This window comes from Kitasatospora sp. NPDC005751 (assembly GCF_040630835.1).
Lineage (GTDB): Bacteria > Actinomycetota > Actinomycetes > Streptomycetales > Streptomycetaceae > Kitasatospora.
Genome location: NZ_JBEXYC010000145.1, coordinates 1 through 3,211, shown reverse-complemented (window position 1 = coordinate 3,211; position 3,211 = coordinate 1). Strand labels below are relative to the sequence as shown.

The following is a 3,211-nucleotide window of genomic DNA, read 5'->3' as shown; positions in this document are numbered from 1 at the left end:
GCCCGCGACACCCAGACCCGCCAGGACCTCACCTGCCGCCGCCTTGCCGAACTGGCCGAACGCCTCCACCAGATCCCGACCTGGAAGGAGCAGGCCGCCGCGGCCCAATCCCTGGCCGACCAGGCGACCCTGGAAGCCGAAACAGCCGACGCCGCAGCCGCCGACCACGAGCGACGCGCCCAAGCCCACCTGGAAGGCGCAGCCGAACACCGCCGGATCGCCGCCGCCGCATGCAGCGAACTCACCGCCCTTCCCATCACCGAACCAGCCGAAGTGGCCGACAGCGACACCACCCCCAGCGAACCGGTCGAGGTGCTACGCCACACCTACACCATGGCCAAGGCCCACTTCGACAGCGCCGACGTCCCCGGCGACCGCCGCCGCCAGCTCCAGCAGGCGGAGGCCGAAGAAGCCGACGCCAAGAAGACGTGCGCGGTCCTGAAAGCAGACGTGTACGCCCTCGCCGAAGCGCTGCTGGCAACCTCCGCCGCCGCCGACACCGAAAGCCGCGCCCTCGCGCTGCAACGCGCCCTCGAGGGCCAGCAAGAAGCCGTCGACACGGTCGGCCGCGCCCACCACGCATGCGGCCTCCACCGCGGAGCCACCAACGAGCGGCAACGTGCCTACGACGCAGCGACCGCCCAAGACCTGACCCCCATGCCACTGCCGACCCAGCCACGCGACCTGGAAGGGCACCGGCAGGCCAGCGCCCTCGCAGCCCGTCACAAGGCCACCGCCCAGACCGCCGCAGCCACCGCGCGTGCGCACCACAACGTCGCCCAGCGCAGCCACGCCCTGGCCCAGGAAGCCGCCAAGGGCATCGCCCTGCTCGCCGGAACCCTCAAAGCCGTCACGCCACCCGAGCCGGCGGCCGAGCCCTACCCGGGCGACGCCGACGCCGCGGCCCGCGCCTCCCAGCACCTGCACCAGGCCAAGCAGACCGCCCAGGACGAACAAGAGCGCCGCGAGCGCAACCTGCACCGCGCCACCTTCCAACTCACCCGCCACGCCACCGCCGAGAACTACAGCCAGCTCACAATCCCCGTGCGCCAGCAGATCAACACACTCGACCGTGACCAACTCGCCGCCAAGGCACCCGAATGGACCGACGCTCTGCGCACTCGCCTGCGCAACCTCACCGACGAGATCAACCAGATCAGCCGACACCGACAGGCAATCACCGACCACCTCCAAGGTGAGATCAGCAAGGCACTGTCCACCCTGCGCACCGCGCAGCGCGTCTCCGCCCTGCCCCGGACCCTGGACGACTGGGGCGGCCAAGAATTCCTCCAACTTCACTTCGACCGCCTGTCGGACGAACTCCTCGCCCCCAAACTCGCCGACGCCATCGAAGAAGCCGCCACCGGCCGAACCAGCGACGGCCGTCCCGTCAAACGCGACGGCATGGCCCTACTCCTGCGCGGAATCCACACCGCCGTCCCCAAGGGCTTCCGCGTCCACATCCTTAAGCCCGACACCGTCCTGCGCACCGAACGTGTCCGCGTCTCCGACGTCAAGAACGTCTTCTCCGGAGGACAGCAGCTCACCGCCGCAATCATGCTGTACTGCACCATGGCGGCCCTACGCGCCAACCACAAGGGACGCAAACACCACCGCCACTCCGGCGTACTGTTCCTCGACAACCCCATCGGCCGCGCCAACGCCGACTACCTGCTCGACCTCCAGCGCGCCGTCGCCCGCGCCCTGGGCGTTCAACTCATCTACACCACCGGCCTCTTCGACGAAAACGTCCTGAGCCAGTTCCCACTCATCATCCGCCTGCGCAACGACGCCGACCTGCGCGCCGCCCGCAAATACCTGGTAGTCGACGACACGGAAACCCGCAGCCGACTCGCCCTCCTGGACGCTCCCGACCACACGGGCAACCTCACCGCCGTAAGGATCATCGACCGTGACACCCCCTAACCAGGGACCGCTTCCCCGACGGGAACGTGAACTGATCGAGCGGCTGCGCCAGTGGGCAAAAGACAACGGCCGCGACCCTGCCACCCGCACCCAGATCCCCCTCGACACGGTCTGGGCCGCGTTCCGCGCCATCAGCAACCGCAACCCCGAAGCCGAATACGAGCCCGCCCTGCTTGCCTGCATCCTCGAGGAACTGGAGCAGCAGGCCGCGATCACCAGGTTCAAGCAGCACACACCGGACCGGGTCCCGCTCCCGGTCAAGATCTGGCTTCTGCCCCAGCCACGCCCCGCCCGCACGGTCCAGCCGATGCCTATCTGGGCCCCGGCGCTCAGCTGGCTGGCCGCGCACTGGGTACAGGCCACCCGCAAGCAGAAGGCCGCCTACACAGCCATCAACCAGTGGCACAAGAGCGGCCCCGACCTGTTCCCCCTCCCGATCCGCGAGCGCGCCCTGGAGATCTTCGGGACCTTCGGCAGCGAAACCGACTTCCCCATGCCGGAGAAGACCTTCGACACCCTCAAATCCGGGCCCCTCTTCGGCGACCCCGCCCTCCTGGACGCCGCCATCGCCGCCCTGCGACCCCCGCCGCCCCTGATCACCGAGTCCTTCCCTCAGCAAGACGAAGACGAGGGCCACTACCGGCGCGTGGGCACCGGCGACACCCTGCTCGTCGTCGAGAACGCCACCACCTGGTGGTCCCTCGCCGAAAGCCTGCCCTCCGACCACAGCCTCGGCTACATCGCCTGGGGCCTGGGCGGCACCTTCCAAGCGTCCGTGCGCGCGATCTCCGCGAAACACCGCATCACCCGCATCCGCTACTTCGGCGACCTCGACCTCAGCGGCCTGCGCATCCCCACCAACGCCTCCCAGACCGCCAGCGAACTGGGCCTACCGCCCGTCCAACCCGCACCCACGCTCTACCGCATGCTTCTCGAACTCGGCCGACCCCGCTCCGGCAAAGAGTCACCCGCAGACCCGGCCGTAGCCATCAGCCTCGCCCACTGGCTGCCCGCACCTCAGCAGCACACCGCAGCCGGGCTCCTGACCCGAGGGCAACGCCTCGCCCAGGAATGGGTGAACTACCGCCACCTGCAGCAAACAACCGACTGGCACGCCGACATCCGCTGACAGCGCAGGTCGAGCAGCAGAGCCCGGCAAGACCGCGACCCGCCAGCGCATGCGGCAGAACACGGACCAGTGCCGGGGTGGGAGCACCGCGGCCGGGGACGCCCCGCCAACAGCCCGCATCGGGTTCCCCAGGCCCGCAAGGCCGGAGGACCCTAA

1 protein-coding gene and 1 pseudogene are annotated in these 3,211 nt (G+C 69.5%); both read left to right on the top strand.

Annotated elements, in window-relative coordinates; translation table 11 throughout:
- A pseudogene (locus tag ABZ497_RS36660) lies at positions 1 to 1,926 on the top strand (hypothetical protein); the annotation flags it as partial.
- Positions 1,913 to 3,055 (top strand): Wadjet anti-phage system protein JetD domain-containing protein, encoded by a 1,143-nt coding sequence (locus tag ABZ497_RS36655; protein ID WP_359812454.1) that lies wholly within the window; start codon positions 1,913 to 1,915, stop codon positions 3,053 to 3,055. The pseudogene ABZ497_RS36660 and the gene ABZ497_RS36655, both read left to right, overlap by 14 nt.
- Positions 3,056 to 3,211: the final 156 nt, after the last annotated feature.